This is a genomic window from Lentibacillus kapialis, from assembly GCF_014646635.1.
GTDB lineage: Bacteria > Bacillota > Bacilli > Bacillales > Amphibacillaceae > Lentibacillus > Lentibacillus kapialis.
The window spans coordinates 1-17,719 of sequence record NZ_BMNQ01000069.1; the positions used below are offsets into that span (position 1 = coordinate 1).

At 41.3% G+C, this 17,719-nt stretch carries 19 protein-coding genes and 1 rRNA gene; 6 read left to right on the forward strand and 14 right to left on the reverse strand.

All coding sequences use genetic code 11. The features are described 5' to 3' along the window. Positions 1 to 152: 152 nt before the first annotated feature. The 5 genes from murC to IEW67_RS15975 all read right to left on the reverse strand — a co-directional run bounded on the left by murC (position 153) and on the right by IEW67_RS15975 (position 6,353). On the reverse strand, positions 153 to 1,478 hold the full coding sequence (gene murC, locus IEW67_RS15955; RefSeq protein WP_188634069.1) for a UDP-N-acetylmuramate--L-alanine ligase: 1,326 nt from the start codon (positions 1,476 to 1,478) through the stop codon (positions 153 to 155). Between the two features lie 248 nt (positions 1,479 to 1,726). Then, on the reverse strand, positions 1,727 to 4,165 hold the full coding sequence (locus tag IEW67_RS15960) for a DNA translocase FtsK (protein WP_188634070.1): 2,439 nt from the start codon (positions 4,163 to 4,165) through the stop codon (positions 1,727 to 1,729). Between the two features lie 426 nt (positions 4,166 to 4,591). Then, complete coding sequence (gene ytpR / locus IEW67_RS15965; protein ID WP_188634071.1) at positions 4,592 to 5,194, reverse strand: YtpR family tRNA-binding protein; 603 nt, start codon at positions 5,192 to 5,194, stop codon at positions 4,592 to 4,594. 5 nt (positions 5,195 to 5,199) lie between these two features. After that, positions 5,200 to 6,018 carry a DUF1444 domain-containing protein gene (locus IEW67_RS15970; protein WP_188634072.1) on the reverse strand — a complete coding sequence of 273 codons (819 nt, stop codon included), beginning with the start codon at positions 6,016 to 6,018 and terminating at the stop codon, positions 5,200 to 5,202. Between the two features lie 20 nt (positions 6,019 to 6,038). Then, the gene (locus tag IEW67_RS15975) at positions 6,039 to 6,353 is read right to left on the reverse strand and encodes a thioredoxin family protein (RefSeq protein WP_188634087.1); all 315 of its coding nucleotides are present in this window, start codon (positions 6,351 to 6,353) and stop codon (positions 6,039 to 6,041) included. Between the two features lie 167 nt (positions 6,354 to 6,520). Here IEW67_RS15975 and IEW67_RS15980 point away from each other — a divergent pair, with 167 nt between their 5' ends. Further along, complete coding sequence (locus IEW67_RS15980) at positions 6,521 to 6,961, forward strand: YtoQ family protein (protein ID WP_188634073.1); 441 nt, start codon at positions 6,521 to 6,523, stop codon at positions 6,959 to 6,961. Positions 6,962 to 7,016: 55 nt separating this feature from the next. On the opposite strand, the gene IEW67_RS15985 is transcribed toward IEW67_RS15980, so the two are convergent. Both IEW67_RS15985 and IEW67_RS15990 read right to left on the reverse strand, forming a co-directional pair. Continuing rightward, complete coding sequence (locus tag IEW67_RS15985; protein ID WP_188634074.1) at positions 7,017 to 7,523, reverse strand: DUF84 family protein; 507 nt, start codon at positions 7,521 to 7,523, stop codon at positions 7,017 to 7,019. Between the two features lie 9 nt (positions 7,524 to 7,532). Continuing rightward, positions 7,533 to 8,597: a M42 family metallopeptidase gene (locus IEW67_RS15990; RefSeq protein ID WP_188634075.1), complete on the reverse strand. Its 1,065-nt coding sequence runs from the start codon at positions 8,595 to 8,597 to the stop codon at positions 7,533 to 7,535. A 232-nt stretch (positions 8,598 to 8,829) separates the two neighbouring features. Between IEW67_RS15990 and IEW67_RS15995 the strand changes: the two genes are divergently transcribed. Next, positions 8,830 to 9,144: a PepSY domain-containing protein gene (locus tag IEW67_RS15995; RefSeq protein WP_188634076.1), complete on the forward strand. Its 315-nt coding sequence runs from the start codon at positions 8,830 to 8,832 to the stop codon at positions 9,142 to 9,144. Between the two features lie 39 nt (positions 9,145 to 9,183). On the opposite strand, the gene IEW67_RS16000 is transcribed toward IEW67_RS15995, so the two are convergent. Together IEW67_RS16000 and trmB are read right to left on the reverse strand one after the other, a co-directional pair. Further along, a complete protein-coding gene (locus IEW67_RS16000) occupies positions 9,184 to 10,038 on the reverse strand; it encodes a YtnP family quorum-quenching lactonase (protein ID WP_188634077.1) in 855 nt (284 codons plus the stop codon). Between the two features lie 121 nt (positions 10,039 to 10,159). Beyond that, positions 10,160 to 10,798 (reverse strand): tRNA (guanosine(46)-N7)-methyltransferase TrmB, encoded by a 639-nt coding sequence (gene trmB / locus IEW67_RS16005; protein WP_188634078.1) that lies wholly within the window; start codon positions 10,796 to 10,798, stop codon positions 10,160 to 10,162. 181 nt (positions 10,799 to 10,979) lie between these two features. Here trmB and IEW67_RS16010 point away from each other — a divergent pair, with 181 nt between their 5' ends. Beyond that, the gene (locus tag IEW67_RS16010) at positions 10,980 to 11,267 is read left to right on the forward strand and encodes a YtzH-like family protein (protein ID WP_188634079.1); all 288 of its coding nucleotides are present in this window, start codon (positions 10,980 to 10,982) and stop codon (positions 11,265 to 11,267) included. Here the strand turns inward: IEW67_RS16010 and IEW67_RS16015 are convergent. Beyond that, positions 11,254 to 12,069: a phosphotransferase family protein gene (locus IEW67_RS16015; RefSeq protein WP_188634080.1), complete on the reverse strand. Its 816-nt coding sequence runs from the start codon at positions 12,067 to 12,069 to the stop codon at positions 11,254 to 11,256. The genes IEW67_RS16010 and IEW67_RS16015 overlap by 14 nt on opposite strands. Positions 12,070 to 12,311: 242 nt before the next feature. After that, positions 12,312 to 12,863, reverse strand: a complete 552-nt coding sequence (gene thpR / locus IEW67_RS16020) for an RNA 2',3'-cyclic phosphodiesterase (protein ID WP_188634081.1) — start codon at positions 12,861 to 12,863, stop codon at positions 12,312 to 12,314. Between the two features lie 190 nt (positions 12,864 to 13,053). Between thpR and IEW67_RS16025 the strand changes: the two genes are divergently transcribed. After that, the gene (locus tag IEW67_RS16025; RefSeq protein WP_373288575.1) at positions 13,054 to 13,251 is read left to right on the forward strand and encodes a DeoR family transcriptional regulator; all 198 of its coding nucleotides are present in this window, start codon (positions 13,054 to 13,056) and stop codon (positions 13,249 to 13,251) included. Positions 13,252 to 13,282: 31 nt separating this feature from the next. On the opposite strand, the gene IEW67_RS16030 is transcribed toward IEW67_RS16025, so the two are convergent. Then, positions 13,283 to 13,999, reverse strand: a complete 717-nt coding sequence (locus IEW67_RS16030) for a pseudouridine synthase (RefSeq protein ID WP_188634083.1) — start codon at positions 13,997 to 13,999, stop codon at positions 13,283 to 13,285. Between the two features lie 12 nt (positions 14,000 to 14,011). Further along, positions 14,012 to 15,634, reverse strand: coding sequence for a putative polysaccharide biosynthesis protein (locus IEW67_RS16035; protein ID WP_188634084.1), 1,623 nt, complete (start codon positions 15,632 to 15,634; stop codon positions 14,012 to 14,014). 147 nt (positions 15,635 to 15,781) lie between these two features. Between IEW67_RS16035 and IEW67_RS16040 the strand changes: the two genes are divergently transcribed. Together IEW67_RS16040 and IEW67_RS16045 are read left to right on the forward strand one after the other, a co-directional pair. Further along, positions 15,782 to 17,053 (forward strand): BaiN/RdsA family NAD(P)/FAD-dependent oxidoreductase, encoded by a 1,272-nt coding sequence (locus IEW67_RS16040; RefSeq protein WP_188634085.1) that lies wholly within the window; start codon positions 15,782 to 15,784, stop codon positions 17,051 to 17,053. Between the two features lie 74 nt (positions 17,054 to 17,127). Beyond that, entirely contained in the window at positions 17,128 to 17,307 is a 180-nt protein-coding gene (locus IEW67_RS16045) for a hypothetical protein (RefSeq protein WP_188634086.1), read from the forward strand. Positions 17,308 to 17,597: 290 nt separating this feature from the next. Here the strand turns inward: IEW67_RS16045 and rrf are convergent. Further along, positions 17,598 to 17,713 (reverse strand): 5S ribosomal RNA (gene rrf / locus IEW67_RS16050). Positions 17,714 to 17,719: the final 6 nt, after the last annotated feature.

Genomic DNA, 17,719 nt, shown 5'->3' on the forward strand with positions numbered 1-17,719 from the left:
AAGCGAATCGCTATTGACTTATCGAGGAGTCACGCTACAGCATTAGTGCTAGAGCCGGACGTGGCAATATTCGACGAAGTATCAATAGGGCTAAAAATTATATACTTTCTGATCTTTTTAGAAAAAAAGAGCCTTGTTGGCTCTTTCAATATCTATGCTTTTTTTACACGGTGGCTGCTCACAAATTGCAGCTGATTTTCATAGGATTCCTGAAACTTTTGGATATCTCCGGCGCCCATGAACAGCAACACATTGTCCTGATGTTCCATTAACACCCCAGTATTGGATAAATCCAATATGGAACTTCCCTCGATTAGTTCCTGCAAGTCATATATGGTTAACTTACCGCTTTCTTCCCTGGCAGATCCAAATATATCACACAAATATATATGATCAGCGAGATTTAAGCTATCGGCAAATTCCTGCAGAAATGTCCGAGTGCGTGTGAATGTATGCGGCTGGAATATCACCGTAATTGGTTTATCCTGATATTTTTTTCTTGCTGACTCAATGGTTGCTGCTATCTCTCTTGGATGATGGGCATAGTCATCAACCAGCACTTGTCTTCCTAGTTTCTTTTCAGTAAACCGTCGTTTCACACCTTCAAAAGTGCTCAGAGCCTTCATATTATCCGCCTTAATATCCTCATAATGACAAATTGCTATAACAGACAAGGCATTAAGAACATTATGGTCGCCATACATTGGAATATCAAATGTATCATAATAAGTATTCCGTACAAATACATCAAATTCAGTGCCATGCTCTGTTTCTCTTACGTTCTGAGCCTGAAAGTCATTTGTACTGGAAAATCCGTAATATACAACGGGCACTTTTGCCTGAATCTGCTGCAATTGTTCATCATCACCACAGGCAATAATACCCTTTTTTACCCGTTCAGCCATTGACTGGAAAGCATCAAAGACATCATCGATACTTGTAAAATAATCCGGATGATCAAAGTCAACATTCGTCATGATGGCATAATCGGGTTCATAACTCAAAAAGTGACGACGATATTCACAAGCCTCAAAAACGAAGTATTTGCTGTCTACATGCCCTTTACCCGTACCGTCTCCAATCAAATAGGAAATGGGGTAGGATTGATCAAGTACATGTGCCAGCAAACCAGTAGTAGATGTCTTTCCATGTGCACCGGTTACCGCTATACTAGTAAACTGCTTCAGCCATTCTCCCAAAAATTCGTGATACCGATAAAACGTCAACCCTTGATCAAGAGCCGCTTTTATTTCCGGATGATCATCAGGAAATGCGTTCCCCGCAATAACGGTAAAACCTTTTTTGATATTTGTATCTGAAAAAGGGAAAATGGGAATATTTTTATCTTCTAATGACTTTTGTGTAAAAAAACGTTTTTCAATATCAGACCCCTGTACGTTCTCACCGGAGTCATGAAGGATATGAGCCAGTGCGCTCATCCCGGTTCCCTTAATACCAATAAAATGGTAAGTTGCCATAAAAAAGAACCTCCAAGTTTATATCTGAACTTTATATTTTTTCATTATCAAATTCACCATTATTTTGCCATTATAGCAGATTATAACGGCGTGTAAAATGTAAAATACTTCGGGACGCTTCACCACATTATATACATTCGTTGTGACTGATGTTCTTGTCGCAAACCGCCTCAAATATTTCCTTCAATACCGGTGCTTTTGAATACCAATCTTATATTATTAAATAAGGGATTAACCATGCAAATCTTCTAATTTTCCGTTTGTACAGCAGATACGAGCACTTCCCTCGGCTTACTGCCATTTTGCTGGGCGATGATACCTTTTGCTTCCATCGCATCCATCAACCGTGCCGCGCGATTATAACCAACTTTGAAATGACGCTGTAGTAGAGAAGTGCTTGCACTATTATGTTCGATTACGAACTGGATCGCATCATTTAAAAGATCATCCGTTTGATCATCATTCGATGCTTCTGCAAGCAGATGCTCCTGTTCAAATTCATAAACGGGATCAGCGATTGACCGCGCATAGTCGGTAACGCGTTCAATCTCATCATCAGATACAAACGCACCTTGCAGACGGACACTTTTTCCGGAACCATTTCCTGTAAACAACATATCCCCTTTTCCTAAAAGCTTTTCAGCCCCGCCTGTATCTAATATCGTTTTAGAATCAACTTGTGAGGACACACTGAAAGCAATCCTGGTTGGGATATTAGCTTTAATCAATCCAGTAATGACGTCAACAGACGGCCGCTGTGTGGCAAGCAGCAGGTGGATACCACATGCACGCGCTTTTTGGGCAATACGGCTGATTGAATCCTCAACATCCTGCGGTGCAACCATCATCAAGTCAGCCAGCTCATCAATAACAATGACGATGAAAGGCATCTTATCGTCTGTGCGTCCTTCTTTAACCATCTTTTGATTGAACCGTTCAATATCTCTCACACCTTCGCGGACGAATGAGTCATAGCGTTCTTCCATTTCCCTTACAGCCCATTTCAGTGCAGCAGTCGCCGCTTTGACATCAGTAATCACTGGTGAGATGAGGTTCGGAATACCATTAAATGGTGCCAACTCCACCATTTTAGGGTCAATCAGCATGAATTTGACCTCTTCGTAATTAGCTTTATACAATAGACTGATTAATATCGTATTAATGCAAACACTTTTGCCGGAGCCTGTCGCCCCTGCAATTAAACCGTGTGGCATTTTCTGGATATTTGTCACCACTGGGTCCCCCTCGATATTCAGACCCAGACCAATTGTTAAGGGTGATGCGCTTTTTTGAAAGCTGTCCTTCTCAAAAATTTCCTGCAGTGTCACTGTTTGAGCTTCCTGATTCGGAATTTCGATACCTACTGTGTTTTTTCCTGGAATAGGTGCTTCAATCCGAATATCTTTAGCAGCCATATTTAATTTAAGATCATCACTTAGATTCCGGATTTTGCTCACTTTCACTCCAAGTTCAGGCTGTACTTCAAACCGTGTGACAGAGGGCCCCTGAGTTGTGTTAACCACCTTTGCACGTACATTAAAATATTTGAGCGTTTTTTCCAGAAGCTGTTGCTGATTTTTCATCCATAGATGATCCTGCTTCGTTTTTTGTACTGGATCATCTAACAAATGATAAGGCACACTTTTGTTTCGGTCGGACTCCTGTCCGGGAGCCGGCTTTTGCGCCGGCTTCCGGTTCTCATGAAGATTCCGTTTATCATTAGCTGACATCAGCACGTTAAACGGAGGTGTTTTCGACTCATTATTGTGATGACGTTGCTTGCGTTCACGTCTGCTTCGTTGTTCACGCTGAACAGGTTTTTTCATATTATTCGTATTGGATTTGTTGGTTTCATCAAAATTCTGCTTTATTTCAACCGCATCTTCGGTGTCATTTGTGCCGGATCTTTCATCAGCTTTTGACTGCTTCACCCCATTTTGTTCAAACTGATTTAGTGTCTCCTTTTGGCAATCCTTGTTCTGCGTTTGTTGATAGACAGAATCCGATGCATCATTTACACTTTGCTTTGTTGGCTGAGACGACGTATCCTCTGAGTCATCGCTATAGTATTTTTCTTCCTGAAACATCTCATTCAGGTCGCGATCATTTTCATGCTGTCTGTTTCGGTTTGCCGGAGTCCGGGTATGATCAGAGTCTTGTTTTTGCCGGAAAACCCGGTCCATTTCGCGCTCCTCTTCCTTTAATTGTTGAAAAACCGAATTCACATCCGTCTCAATATCCCGATTGCGCTGAAATGTCGGTACATCCTCTAAACCCTCTTTTGTATATCGGTCATGAAAACCATAAATCGGTGATGGCACTTCAGTTGGCATAAATGGTTCATTTGATTCTTTTTTATAAGTTTTTTCGTTTTCCTCTGTTTCATAATCATATGATTCATATTCAGGTTCAGATTGCTCTTTGTCATTTGAATGCTGCTTACCATGTAAATGTTGTCTGTCACGTGGTCTTTTCCGTTGAAATGCCGGTACATCAGATTGATCATTCCGTTTTGGTTGATCCGGGATGACAGGAAAACGAAAACGCCGCTCTGCTGGATATTGATACGTCATTCTCGTGTGAATATCCTGTCTGTTATGAACAGGTTTTTCCGGCAGTGAATCATTGCTTTCTTCTTTCTCCTCAAAGAAAAAATTGCTAATTTTCTTTTTCCATCGATCCCACATATGTATTCACTCATTTCTTCATAATTACCATTACTATTATTTTAGCAGTTTTATGGCGAAAATGTAATGCGCCATTTGACCTGTTCGTACACTTTGATCGCAGAAGCAGCTTATGTGATTACTGTTTTCCCGACAGGCAACACAAGCAATCAACTTAAAGAGGTTGTTCAAAAAGTCCGGTAAAAATGACACTTCGAATTTCTTCGTTGGCTTGTTTCTCCGGTCCTTGGAAAAGAAAAACACTTTTCCTGCGTGCGAAGCGGATTCAGGGTAGCATTACTTGTGCTCATGTATCTAAAAGCATACCCTTCCGCTGCTCGAAACTGCGCCGCCTCGAACTTCTTGGTCCTTTTTATCCTCCTTTTTGAACACGCACTTAAACCATTAAAAAACAACCTTTGTCTATGGACTCAGGTTGTTTTTGTTCTAAACATCAAACGTTTCACCTGCCGTGTACGAACTATCGAGTACATAAATGCCTTTTTCTTCAGGCGCATTTTCAAGACCAAGTTCTTTCTGCGAACATATCATACCATTCGATGACACTCCACGTAATTCTGTCGGTTTTATTTTTAATCCGCTTGGCATGACTGCTCCAACTTTCGCAACCACCACATTTTGGCCCGTGTCAACATTAGGCGCACCGCAGACAATCTGTAGCCGCTCGTCACCTATGTCAACCTGACAGACACTTAATTTATCAGCATTTGTATGAGATGATTTTTCCCTGACATAACCGACAACAAACTTTGGACTTAAATCGAAATCTAGCGGATCACCCAGGTTGTTCTGGCTGAAGGCCTTTTTCATTTGCTCCAACATAGTTCCCGTCATACTTATTTTTCCGTTTTCAGTTAAATCAAAATAGGCAGATGCTTTAAAAATATTGAAGCCGGTAATCGTGCCATGTTTGTTTGTTATCCTTGTAATATCACCAAAGTTTTCATAAGAGAGGTTATGACGATCGCCACCTTCTAATGGGACAATGAGGACATCACCTATACCTTTTTGATTATAAAATACTTCCATGACATTCAGTCCTTTCCATTTTTCTTTTCCGGACGATTTTTTGCGAGAATAAAGACCGGTTCAAGGGTTTTATCTTCATAAATGAAGGACAGTGATGTAATCGGAATACGCCCTTCAGCAAAAAACTTCATAGTCATTTGCGCCAGGATATCATAGCCTGCTTTATTTTGAATATCGGCAAAAATCAGGACATCCTGATGAGGCACCGCCACCGCAAGTTCACCTTTAGCGTTTACAAGCATCTCTTCCAGGAATGCTTCATTCAGAATCCGGCTCGCATCGTAGCCATCCTGTGTCGCGACAAAATAAAAATCATTGCCGGCTACCGTATCTTTTTTATATTCATTTTCCAGCGATCGAACGTTAAAAGTGGCTATTTCATCAATACGATCCCGGGTCCAGCCTTCTTCTTCAAGCATTGATTCATCGATTAACTGATAGGACTTGCCTAAGTCCAAAGCATAATACACACGCGTCTCTGCCGTGTGTTCTTTATGAATCAGTTTCTTGCCGCCCTTTGTTTCGGTTGTAAATGATGTGGACCGAATAACTGGAAAAATACTTTTTTCCATTCCTGAGAGGTGATGGTCTTCATGCATAATCCGCATTGCTTCCTGTACATGGTCCTTAAGGTCGTCGATTGCTTCTTCACCGCGCTCATTGTATTTTGAGACGACATTCGGCAACGTAATGGTCATCCCTTGCTTCGTATCTTTCCATTCGATTCGAAGCGTATCTTTATCCCGATTATAGGATGTCTTGTAATCATCGCTTGATAATCTTTCCTGCAGTATATTTTTCATGTTTAAACTGGTCATTTTCATTGTTTGAGTCTCCCTTTCTATCAGTCAAGGCCGTCTATGAATGCCATAATTTCTTCCTTAGTTTTCCGGTCTTTACTGACAAATCTGCCGGCCTCTTTTCCATTTGTGAATGCGATGAAACTTGGAATACCAAACACATCATATTCCTGACAAACATCGATGAACTGATCACGGTCTACTTCGACAAACGTAAAGTTACGATAGGCTTCTTCTATTTCCGGAAGCACCGGTTCGATAACGCGGCAGTCCGGACACCAGTCAGCAGAAAATACTGCGACCACGTTTTCATTTTGTATTAAGTCATTCAATTGTTTTTCAGTCTCAATTATTTTCATCACAAATCGACCTCCATTGCTAATGACTATCATATACTCGATTAAGTATTGGTTCAATCAAAATGATGTTTTGACAAGGGGATCGACTTTATTCAGACTTTTTCGTTTGCGTTGTTTTTCAAAACGGGTAATATGGAATTAGAATACAAAGATAGGAGGCGTTTTTAATGGAACTGACGGTTTATCTCGCAGGACAGATTCATGATGATTGGCGTGAAAACCTGAAATCAAAAGCTAAAGAGAAAGATCTTCCGCTCACGTTTGTGGGACCACAAACAAACCACGACCGCTCGGATAACGTGGGGGAAGACATCCTTGGCAAGCAGCCCGGAAATGTGTATAAAGACGATGCTGCCTCAAGCATTAACAATTTACGTACAGAGGCGCTCATGCAAAAATCGGATGTTGTCGTTGCACTGTTCGGTGAAAAATATAAACAATGGAACACGACGATGGATGCCAGTGCTGCCATTGCTACGAACAAGCCGACAATCCTCGTACGACCCGAATCACTGATTCATCCGTTGAAAGAGCTTTCCAACAAAGCTAACGTAACAGTCGAAACCGTTGACCAGGCACTTGATGTGCTCAGCTATATTTATGAATAACAGAAAGAAGTGCTACAGTAGCATATATCAGAGCGGCGGCTTTAAAACCGCTGCTCTAGTTTTGCTTCCAATATTCCCACTGCCCGTACAACAGCTTGACGACATGGATAAACATTTCCTTTCGAGAAACCTGGTTGTTGGTAAGAATGCCTATAGCACCTTCTTTCTTCCGGATATGCTTTTTATGCGCATAGTCATCCATAACATCTCCAAGTTCAATACCCTTTTGCAATTCAGCGCCGATCTTTTCCGGCAGCAAAACTCTCGCTCCACTGCCGGTAAAAATAATGTCATCCCTTGTAACAAGAGCTCCCCAGTTACATAAATACAGCTTATCATCAACATTCATGACTCCGCCTTCCAAACCGATACCGATATCTGATGAACTTGCTGTCAGGCTCCCGGTTGCTCTATGAATGGCGCCTTCTTTCGTTTCACTATCAGAAAATGGCTGGTTACTCACCTGGGAAGGCACATTCATTGAAATGACCTCATCACAAGCAAATATACTCTTTACAGCACCAATTTTAGATGGATTTTTTGATCCTATCGAAATTTTCATAGGAAACCATCATTCCGATTTAATTGAATCAACTGTCGTCTGGTTGGTTGATTTGACCAGTTTTATCAGTAATGCTTTTGCAGCTTGATAGTCTTCAACGTGAATGATTGATGACGACGTATGGATATAACGCGAACAAATGCCTACAACAGCAGATGGTACACCGTCATTGGATAAGTGGACACTGCCGGCGTCTGTCCCGCCCTGTGACACAAAAAACTGATATGGGATATTGTTGGTTTCCGCAGTATCCAGAATAAATTCACGCATACCGTGATGTGTAATCATTGTTTTGTCAAAAATACGCAATAAGGCTCCCTTACCCAATTGACCAAACTCTTGTTCATTGCCCGACATGTCGTTGGCCGGTGAGGCATCAAGTGCATAGAAGACATCAGGCTGAATCATATTGGATGCCACTTTGGCACCCCTGAGCCCTACTTCTTCCTGGACAGTTGCCCCTGAGTAAAGCTGATTTGGCATTGTTTCATTCTGCAGTTCTTTCAATAATTCGATCGAAAGACCACAACCATAACGATTATCCCATGCTTTGGCAAGAATCTTTTTCTCATTGGCCATTGGGGTGAACGGACAAACCGGAACAATCGCCTGTCCTGGTTTAATGCCGATTTTTTCAGCATCTTCTCTATCATCGGCACCAATATCAATCAGCATGTCTTTGGTATCCATCGGCTTTTTACGCTGTTCCTGTGATAAATTATGCGGCGGCGTTGACCCAATCACACCGATGACCGGGCCACTATTGGTCATAACCTGTACACGCTGTGCCAACAGAACCTGGCTCCACCAGCCACCCAACGTTTGGAAACGGATCATGCCATTTTGAGTGATTTGAGTGACCATAAAACCAACTTCATCCATATGACCAGCAACCATCACACGCGGTCCATCTCCATTTTTAACACCAAAAACGCCGCCCAGATTATCTTGGATTATATCATCAGAATACTTCTCTAGTTCACCGCGCATGAACTTCCGTATCGCATGTTCGTTGCCCGGAGCTCCTTGCAGTTCCGTCAAATTTTTAAATAAATCCATCGTTTCTTTATTCATATGTATTCCCTCCATATCAAATATGTACTCATTTAAGTATAACGGAAATAATATGGAGCTTTCCACCAAACAACTGTGTTATGGTTTTTATTTTGGGTTGTTTCCGTTATAATGAAAACTATAGAAGTATGTGTTCAAAAAGATGGATTAAAAAGACAAATTCCACTCTTTATGCACCTTTTTGAACATCAGGATAGAAAGTGTTCAATAATTATTTCAGAGGTGACCAAATATGAAAGCTAGAAATGCAGTTATTGCCGCAGGAGCAGGTATTGCGGCAGGATTTGTAGTCAAACAACAGCTCGATCGTTATCAGAAAATCACACCTGAGAAAGCATTAAAGAAAGCAAAAGAAACATTCAAAAAACAAGGCCCGATCAGTGGTTCCTGGATTTACATGAAACCAGAAGAAGTGGAAAAAAACGGCCTGTTTTACAATGCATATCGTGGTGGTGTTACACGAAGCATTGATGGCGAGAACAAGCAATACGAATTTCACATCGATGTTGACACAGGTGCCGTGATCGATTCAGTCGAAACAGCATAGAGCCAATATCAGTAAAAAGCCATCTATTGCAGATGGCTTTTATTCATATTCGTACCTTTTCCGTTCAACTTCATCGATCCGGCCACCGGACTCATCAAATTTAATCGCGCGATAATAGGCATCATGATAAAACGTATACCAGGCTCGGTGCTGATACCCGTAATTCATCCATTTTTCCTTCTCGTGGACAGAGGTGACCGGATAGTCGTCATAAGCCAGTGCCCATAACTTATTTTGGTGGGCGTGTGTTGGCATGATATCCGCCATATGAATCCATGTATTATCACCGTCTTGAAACAACAAGATAGAATGTCCGTCACTATGGCCCCCGGTGTGGACCATCTTTAGTCCATCTGTTATGGTAATCTCATCTTCAAATGTTTCCACCTGTTCCTGAATAGGCTTCCAGTTCACTTCCCAATATGTATTTGCTGAGCGAATGTTGGGATTACGCATTTCATTCCACTCCACTTGAGATACGTAAATCAGCGCATTTTTAAAAACAGATTCATACGTGCTGTCTGCCGATTTTGTCAATCCACAGGCATGGTCAAAGTGCAAGTGTGTCATCAGGATAACATCAATATCATCCGTTGTGATTCCCAGTTCAGATAACGACTTATCTATTGACGATTCTTCTTTTACACCAAAGTTTCGGATCTGTTTATCAGTCAATTTCCCATTTCCCATTCCGGATTCAATTAAATAGTTTTTCCCGTCAATTTGCAATAAAATCGGATCCGTCCGTAATTCAATCTGGTTTTTGTCATTATATGGATACTTCTTTCCCCATAAAGGTTTCGGAACAACTCCAAACATGGCACCACCATCAAGAAAATTCACACCGCCGTTCAACCATGTCAGTTTCGCTCGTCCAATCTGCAATGTTTCCATTATATATCCTCCTTCGCCTATATATTTAGTTTAGCGCATGTTGATAGTCATGTAAACGCTCGCACACATCCATGATTCATACCTTCTGACGTTATAAAAGAGAACCCCGTGCAACAGGATTCTAAGAAAATTGCGCCCGGCAGCGGTAAATTTGCTGACCTTTGGCTGAAAATTTTTCTTCATATTCGGTCATGATATTTTCAGAATCCTCTGCACCGTGAAGATCCAGCTTCACTTCTGTGAGTTCGAGACCGAATTGGGATAAACTGACTAGTGAATACTCAAACAACCCCTGATTATCAGTTTTGAGCACGATTTCCCCTTCAGGCTGTAAAATGTGCTGATACTGACTGAGAAATGTGTGGAACGTGAGGCGTCTTTTGGCATGACGTTTCTTTGGCCAAGGATCCGAAAAATTTAAGTAGATAAGTGAAATTTCATTTTCAGCAAATAATTCGTTCAAATCAGCAGCATCCTCATGTAGAAGCAAGACATTATCCCGTTTCGCATCCTTCACTTTACTGCCAGCCATTACAATAATGCTTTTGGCAAGTTCAATCCCAATGAAATTAATATCCGGGTGTTGCCCAGCCATTCCTGTAATAAACTGACCTTTTCCCGTTCCGATTTCAACATAAATCGGCTTGTTATTCCCAAACATATTTCTCCATTTTCCTCTTTTCGATTTTGCATCCGGAACAATCAAGTGTGTATTATCTTTTAGAAAATCATCTGCCCATGGTTTATGGCGTTGTCGCATAATTGCTTTTAATTCTCCTTTCAAGATTTCGCGTTCAATAATAGGCACAAAGACTGGAGGTTTGCATCACCGCGATTAGCATAAAAACTTACGTTGTGTATCTTTTTATCGGATTTTTGACTTTCTTTTATAAGCATAGAATTGATGACATTGGTCAAAACTGTTAATTGAGGTGATTTTAATGACATTGACGACGCACAATCAATTGCAATTACTACATGATATCTTAACAGAACAGACGGAGGATTGTTGCGGAGAGATTTCCGAGTACCAACAAATCAAACGCCTTGTTCAGGCCATGATGGCCAACAACAGCATTTCAGATGATCAATTACTGCAGTTGCTGCCTGAAATTTACAATTACGGACGTCAAGGCGAAATTGCCCACAATGACGAAGAACATATCTTGTCAAACCAATCAAATATCGAAGCATGGGTAAATGCTATTCAGCAAACTAACGCAGAATAGCATTTTGAACATATTGGTTTAAATTGTGCAAATCAGCTATTCGGTTTTGGACTTTGTCCGGTTCATTCCGTTCATGGTGCCATGATAAATAGTCAAGAGCGTCTATCATCAGATACCAGTACATCCGTTCAAATAAGTAGTTATCCTTTGCAGCACCGTACTGATTGAGCCATCTATCCCATTCTTCCGCAGGTACATACCATTTCAGGATAAAACCAAAATCCATTGCCGGGTCAGCAATCATGGCATTATCCCAATCAACCAGATAAAGCTGACCCTTTGTGGTTATTATTATATTGTTATGATTCAAATCGCAATGGCACACACCTTGCTGTTGATTATGCGTAGCCGGCAGCAAATAATCCAGGTGGTCCATTGTATTCTGTACCTCAGTGAACGCATTCAGAAGACCATTTGCTTCAAGCTGAGCCGTGATGTCCGCAAAACGTCTCCCCGGTGTGACAGGTTTTTTGCCCAGTCGCATCAGCATATGAAGAAGTTCAGACGATCCGTGTATTTTACGAAGCAAATCGGTCACCCGGTGATGCTGCATTTCTTCTGCTTTCAATTCACGACCATCAAGCCATTCTTGAGCAGTTACGACATCACCATTTTCCATTCGTTTTGTAAATACGAGTTTAGGAACGATCCCCTCTGCGGACAAGACTGCCAAAAACGGCGAAGAATTCCGCTTCAAAAACAGGCGCCTGTCATCTTTACTGGCAATATACGCATCACCAGTCAATCCACCTGCAGGGGTGATATCCCATTCTTTCCCTACTGCTTGTTTAAGCCAATTCACTGTAAATACCTCAAATCGTGATAAAATTCGTACCAAAAAGCTGCATTTAGAAAAACCCCTTGTCTCATAGCGGGTGCCGACGTTTTGCTTATAAGGTCATCCATAGTTTAGTTTATACGTTGTCACGTTATATAAATAGACATGAGAATAGATTATCGGATATTCACGATGTTTTCAACCGAAACTTTTATTCCCGTCCTTTGTAATGGATTCCATGAAGTAACTTACGGGTTTTAAATTGTCTATGCTGCCAAATTATATATAGCCGTAACATGGTATTTAGGATTTTTTTCAGGATGAATCCGGTAGATAACAACCTGTTTCACATTAAAACGATACTGTCCTGTGTAATGCTCTTTTAGATCAGAAAAATTTTCATTACCTCCTGAACACTTTTTGGCCAACGTTATATGCGGATTATAGGCTCTTTTTTCAGGCTGAAACCCAACCCGTAATGCGATATCTTCAACATATTCCTGTAAGCGGACTAATTCGCGTTTTCTTTCAACGTCCGCCCATAAAACGCGTGGCTTTTTCGGGTTGCCGAATGTGCCAAGCTTTCCGGTCTCCAACGAAAAAGCGGGTATGTTTTCAATGTCGTGCATAATCTGTGTTAACGCCTCCAGTTTAGTTTCATCGACAGCCCCAAGAAATGTCAGTGTGATATGCAAATCTTCCGGATGAGGCCATTGTTTGTAACATAACTTATTTTTTAATTTCTGCTGCCACGCTGCATAAAGTTGTTTATGGGAATCCGGCAATGGAATCGCGATAAAATAATGCGGAAAATTCATATGTATCCCTCATTTTTGTATTTATTCCACCGTATACTTTATTAAAAGTTGTCTGATTTCACACTAAATTGAAATCTTCACTTTTATTCGAACCTAAATAGCGTTAAAATTGGGTTAAAGTCAGAGATAGTTGCACCAAACATAATGATTTTCCTCAGGGAGTGATTTTTTGAATCATGCAACATCACGCATGCTGACAAGAGTGAAAGCTGTCTACCTTTACATAAGAGAAAAAGGGACAGTCACAACCAAGGAAATTGCCGATGAATTTGGAACAACTGACCGTACTGTACAACGCGATTTAAACATTCTAACACATAATGGGTTGGTAAAAAGCCCTGTACGGGGCAAATGGAAAATTACAGCCAAACCTGTCAACATCTCCTGAAATACTGGGAATGGCAGCTGACACCTATATGTCAGCTCTTTTTTTGGTTTAAATTCTCAACTTCAAACTCGTTCAATTCACGGCAGTCCCCTACCTCAAGGCCATCATCAAGTTGCAAATCCCCCATCTGAATACGCCTCAAATATTCGACTTTTTTCCCGACTGACTCAAACATCCGTTTAACCTGATGAAATTTCCCTTCTGTTATCGTTACATGAACAAGCGACATAGGACCGGAACGTAGGATATTTAATAATGCCGGTTTGGCGGTATACCCATTATCCAGTGGCACACCGTTCCGGAATATCTCAATATCTCTACCACTAACGTTTCCCCTGATTTCAGCAAAATATGTTTTCTCAACTGCCTTTTTTGGCGATGTCAGATGATGGCCCAGTTTTCCATCATTCGTAATTAGCAGTAAGCCTTCTGTATCTTTATCAAGCCGCCCGACAGGAAATGGATTAAACAATTGATAAGAAGTCGGCAATAAATCAATCACCGTCTTATCACGGTTGTCAGCTGTTGCTGAAACGTACCCTGATGGCTTATTAAGCATGACATAAATATATTCCTGATAATGTACCATCGCGTTATTCACTTTTATCGTATCTTTCTCAGGATTAACTTGGGAGCTGCTGTCTTTTACGAATTGGTCATTAACAATTACTCTCTTTTTCTTAATCAAGGCTTTAACATCTTTTCTACTCCCGAATCCTTTATTAGCCAGCAATTTATCCAGACGCATTAATATCCTCCATTACTTCCGAAATAGTCGGTCCAAAACTCTTACGCGGTCGCCTAATACACGTTCGAGCAACGTTGATTCATAACTGAACCATAGATAGACACCGCCACCCAGGCCGACACCGATAATCAGCATAAGAACGGCTGCACCGCGCGACGTCTCATAATCCAGAAATGTTGCAAATATGGCTTTTGCTATTAAAATGACGAGTATCATCAATAGGGAGAAAATACATATAAGCAGGAAGCGTTTAAACGTTTGTCTGAACGAAAAACCAATGGATGCTTGAATTCGCCATAAGTTCAGTGCAACAGCTGTTCCGGCCGCCAGCGCAGTGCCAAAAATAATTCCTTTGGGGCCAAATGTATAAATTAATTGAATATTAAATAACACCTTAATTAGCACACCGGCAGATAAACTGATGACAGCAAACCGTTGTTGTTCAATACCCTGCAAAATGGAAGCAGATACTGTGAACAGCGCAAAAAATAATCCAACCGGCGCATACCAGCCAAGCAGTGTTCCGGTGGTTTCAAGTTTTTCCATGCCGCCAAAAAGTGCTCCATATGCTTCATCGGAAAGTGTAGACAAACCTACGGCCGCTGGTACAACTAGAACCAGGACGATCTGTAGCGCTTGATTAATCTGTTGATATAGCATTGAGCGATTTTGATGCGTATATGTTTTCGTCATGGCCGGTATGATAGCCAGTGACATTCCCGTTGCAATGGTTACCGGAATAATTACTAATTTATGTCCATTAAAATTAATCGCAGCATACGCAGTATCAAATAATTCTTTTTGATTAATCGCCGTCATCGCTCGTTCAAGCGTAAACTGATCCACAAGTTGATACAGCGGAACGGCAATACCAACCAAGACAAACGGGCCGGCGTAGCGGAATAATTCGGAAAATAATTCTTTTGTCGGTATATCATGCGTATGTGTTTGCTGCTGCAGTTGTTTGTAAATGTTTCGTTTTCGTTTACGCCAATAAACAAGCAATACCAGCAATGACGCAAAGGCCCCTAAAAAAGCAGCAAATGTAGCAAATCCGACCGCTGTGACAATTGATCCTCCAACAACCTTTATCACGATAAAAGCACTGAGCAGTATAAAACCGATTCGTATGATTTGTTCGACCACCTGTGAAACGGCAGTAGGACCCATTGACTGATATCCCTGAAAAAAACCCCGGATAATGCTCATAGACGGTATAATCAACAATGCAAAACTCACCATGCGGATAACCATTGTGACATCAGTTGGTGCAATTTCACCTTTTTCCTCGTTAGTTATCATATAACCGGCCAACAGGTCAGCACTGAAAAATAACGCTAAAAAAGCAAGGAATCCTGTAATAGCCATAAGCATGATTCCCGCTTTAAACATTCGCATTCCGGTTTCATAATCATTTAGCGCATTATACTTGGAAACAAACTTCGAAACCGCCAATGGTACGCCAATTGTAGAAATACTGATTAAAATACTATACGGCGTATAAGCCAGGGAAAATAGCGTTACCCCTGTTTCGCCAACCAATCCATTAAACGGGATCACATAAATCATCCCAAGAAATTTTGATAAAAATGTGGCACCCGTAAGCAGCATGGTGCCTCTGACAATATTCGACATTATTTCACCCGCGTTTACATTAAACTTAAATTCCATTTTACCACAGATCACAACCAAGCACCTCACATTTTATAATGAGAATGAACATCTTTTATTTTTGAGTTATGTCAAAGCGTGGTATGCTACGAACGAAAGGAATGAAGAGACATGTCGTATGATGTCGTTATAATTGGTGGTGGACCATCTGGTCTGATGGCAGCCATCGCCGCTGCTGAAAATGGTGCCAATACAATACTTCTGGAAAAAGGCAGAAAACTGGGAACGAAACTTGCCATCTCCGGCGGTGGACGATGCAATGTGACCAATCGCCTCCCTGAAGAAGAAGTAATTAAACATATCCCTGGAAATGGGAAATTTTTATACAGTCCCTTCTCCGTTTTTAATAACTACGATATAATTGATTTTTTTGAAGGCATGGGTGTCGGTTTAAAAGAAGAAGACCATGGACGCATGTTTCCAGTAACTAATTCCGCCAAAACAGTGGTGAATGCCTTAATCAATAAACTAGCCGAGCTCGGCGTGGAAGTCCGGATGAAGACCCCTGTAAAAACGGTTCACTATGATGACAATGTACATACCATTATCTTGGAAGATGATTCAAAAGTCATTACGAATTCGCTTGTCATTGCAGTTGGAGGCAAAGCAGTTCCCCATACCGGGTCTACCGGCGATGGCTATAGCTGGGCTAAAAAAGCCGGCCATACCATCACGGAATTATACCCGACTGAAGTTGCGCTTACGTCGGGTGAAACCTTTATTCATAATAAAAGTTTACAGGGATTATCGTTACGGAATGTTTCACTGTCGGTTTTAAACAAAAAGAACAAGCCCATCATCACACATCAAATGGACATGATTTTTACGCATTTTGGCATCTCAGGACCGGTGGTTTTACGTTGCTCACAGTTCGCTGTAAAAGAATTGCTGAAAGGACGCGAAGAAATTCCTATGCTACTTGATGTGCTCCCGAATGAGTATGAAGACAGTCTAGTGCAGTCCATTTTAAAGTCAATGGAGAAAAACCCCAGAAAATCCATCAAAAATATTATTAAAGGCATTGTACCTGAAAGACTTCTGGAATACATGCTAACAGCACACAAATTGGACGTGGAACAAAACGCAGCTACTGTTTCAAAGGAATCCATCCGCCTATTTGTTCATAACCTAAAGCACTTTCAATTTACCATTAATGGCTCGCTCCCCCTAAAAAAAGCTTTCGTCACCGGTGGGGGTATCTCCATTAAAGAAATCGTCCCGAAAACGATGCAATCAAAACGCATGCACGGACTGTATTTTTGTGGAGAAATATTGGATATTCATGGATATACCGGCGGTTATAATATAACCTCAGCTCTGGTTACCGGAAGGCTTGCAGGGATGAATGCTGCCCGTGAAGCCGTTCTTGAAACTGGTATTTGATACCTCACATGTTTTCTCTGTCTTTGCAGTAAGCTAAAAATGTCCGAATTAAGGCAGAAAGGAGATTGAGGTTCATGCAAAACAACAGCATGTGGTTGCCGCTGATTGCTTCCGTTGGTGTTGGTGCAGCAACTTACTACAGTATGACAAAAAACAACCGCAACTTGGGGCAGACAATGCAACAAATGGTTCCATTTGTTTCCCAAATGAGTGGAGGAAATCAAATGAACCAGGGACCAAATCAAATGAGTTAAAATCATAAAGAGGCGCACTTTACAAAGGTGCGCTTCTGCTCTTTTACAGAAACCCCCGGAATGGTATTTTCTCCCTCAGGGGCGATGTTTTCTTTCTCAGGGTGATATTTTCTCTCTCGGGCGACATTTATACCTTAGCTGGAAAGATCCCCCTTTAGGGCTAGCTAAACCTTAGCGTATTATTACATGAGGAATTTTAGCGACAATGAGATGTGTATTCAAAATAACAGCTCTTAATAAAACATATAAAAAGGCTATTCCACAAATGGGAATAGCCTTTTTATATTCATGCCTGGCGGCGTCCTACTCTTGCAGGGGTTAAACCCCAACTACCATCGGCGCTGGAGAGCTTAACTTCTGTGTTCGGCATGGGAACAGGTGTGTCCTCTCCGCTGTTGCTGCCAGACCTGTG

Bases quoted from the DNA above. Each gene is read 5' to 3' on its own strand.
- IEW67_RS16040 (WP_188634085.1), top strand. From the start codon at position 15,782: ATGTCGTATGATGTCGTTATAATTGGTGGTGGACCATCTGGTCTGATG.
- thpR (WP_188634081.1), bottom strand. From the start codon at position 12,863: ATGAATTTTCCGCATTATTTTATCGCGATTCCATTGCCGGATTCCCAT.
- IEW67_RS15960 (WP_188634070.1), bottom strand. From the start codon at position 4,165: ATGTGGGATCGATGGAAAAAGAAAATTAGCAATTTTTTCTTTGAGGAG.
- IEW67_RS15980 (WP_188634073.1), top strand. From the start codon at position 6,521: ATGGAACTGACGGTTTATCTCGCAGGACAGATTCATGATGATTGGCGT.
- IEW67_RS15995 (WP_188634076.1), top strand. From the start codon at position 8,830: ATGAAAGCTAGAAATGCAGTTATTGCCGCAGGAGCAGGTATTGCGGCA.
- IEW67_RS16045 (WP_188634086.1), top strand. From the start codon at position 17,128: ATGCAAAACAACAGCATGTGGTTGCCGCTGATTGCTTCCGTTGGTGTT.
- IEW67_RS15985 (WP_188634074.1), bottom strand. From the start codon at position 7,523: ATGAAAATTTCGATAGGATCAAAAAATCCATCTAAAATTGGTGCTGTA.
- IEW67_RS16000 (WP_188634077.1), bottom strand. From the start codon at position 10,038: ATGGAAACATTGCAGATTGGACGAGCGAAACTGACATGGTTGAACGGC.
- IEW67_RS16030 (WP_188634083.1), bottom strand. From the start codon at position 13,999: ATGCGTCTGGATAAATTGCTGGCTAATAAAGGATTCGGGAGTAGAAAA.
- IEW67_RS16025 (WP_373288575.1), top strand. From the start codon at position 13,054: ATGCTGACAAGAGTGAAAGCTGTCTACCTTTACATAAGAGAAAAAGGG.
- murC (WP_188634069.1), bottom strand. From the start codon at position 1,478: ATGGCAACTTACCATTTTATTGGTATTAAGGGAACCGGGATGAGCGCA.
- IEW67_RS16035 (WP_188634084.1), bottom strand. From the start codon at position 15,634: ATGTCGAATATTGTCAGAGGCACCATGCTGCTTACGGGTGCCACATTT.
- trmB (WP_188634078.1), bottom strand. From the start codon at position 10,798: ATGCGACAACGCCATAAACCATGGGCAGATGATTTTCTAAAAGATAAT.
- IEW67_RS16010 (WP_188634079.1), top strand. From the start codon at position 10,980: ATGACATTGACGACGCACAATCAATTGCAATTACTACATGATATCTTA.
- ytpR (WP_188634071.1), bottom strand. From the start codon at position 5,194: ATGGAAGTATTTTATAATCAAAAAGGTATAGGTGATGTCCTCATTGTC.
- IEW67_RS15990 (WP_188634075.1), bottom strand. From the start codon at position 8,597: ATGAATAAAGAAACGATGGATTTATTTAAAAATTTGACGGAACTGCAA.
- IEW67_RS15970 (WP_188634072.1), bottom strand. From the start codon at position 6,018: ATGAAAATGACCAGTTTAAACATGAAAAATATACTGCAGGAAAGATTA.
- IEW67_RS15975 (WP_188634087.1), bottom strand. From the start codon at position 6,353: ATGAAAATAATTGAGACTGAAAAACAATTGAATGACTTAATACAAAAT.